General features: G+C 66.8%; 1 protein-coding gene. It reads left to right on the forward strand.

Annotated elements, in window-relative coordinates:
• Nucleotides 1-8: 8 nt before the first annotated feature.
• On the forward strand, nucleotides 9-886 hold an 878-nt coding region (locus AAW13_RS47950), incomplete at its 3' end, for an AMP-binding protein (RefSeq protein ID WP_420855538.1).

The raw sequence follows: 886 nt of genomic DNA on the forward strand, positions 1-886 counted from the left end.
TGGCGGCGGTGATTTATACGTCGGGGTCGACGGGTCGTGCGAAGGGTGTGTTGGTGTCGCATGGGTCGTTGGTGGCGGTTTCGGTGGCGTGGGGGTCGGTGTATGCGGGTGTGGGGGTGGGGGGTGGTCGTCGGTGGTTGTCGGTGGCGAGTGCGAGTTTTGATGTGTTTTCGGGTGATGTGGTGCGGTCGTTGTGTGGTGGTGGGGTGTTGGTGTTGGGGCGGGTGGGGTTGCAGGTGGAGCTGGAGGAGTGGGTGGGTGTGTTGGTGGGTGCGGGGGTGGAGGCGTTGGAGTGTGCGCCTCGGTATGTGGAGGAGTTGGTGGGGTGGGTGGAGCGGGGTGGGTGGTTGCCGGGTTTGAGGTTGGTGGCGGTGACGACGGATGTGTGGCGGTCGGGGTCGGTGGTGCGGGCTCGGGGGGTGTTGGGTTCGGGTGTGGTGTTGGTGGGGGCGTATGGGGTGACGGAGGCGACGGTTGATTCGACGTTGAGTGTGTGGGATCGGGTGGGTGTGGGTGGTTCGGTGGGGGTGGATGGTCCGGTGCCGGTGGGTGGTGCGTTGCCGAATACGCGTCTGTATGTGTTGGACGGGGGGTTGTCGCCGGTTCCGGTGGGGGTGGTGGGTGAGTTGTTTGTGGGTGGTCCGCAGGTGGCGCGGGGTTATGGGGGGCGTGCGGGGTTGACGGCGGAGCGGTTTGTCGCGGATCCGTTTGTGGGGGACGGGTCGCGGATGTATCGGACGGGGGACCGGGTGCGGTGGTTGCCGTTCGGGGAGGTGGAGTTCTTGGGGCGGGTGGATGAGCAGGTGAAGGTGCGGGGTTTCCGTATCGAGCCGGGTGAGGTGGAGGCGGTCCTGGCCACCCATCCCCGCATCCGCACCGCCGTGGT

The sequence above is a fragment of the Streptomyces humi genome (assembly GCF_001005085.2).
In the GTDB taxonomy this organism is placed as follows: domain Bacteria; phylum Actinomycetota; class Actinomycetes; order Streptomycetales; family Streptomycetaceae; genus Streptomyces; species Streptomyces humi.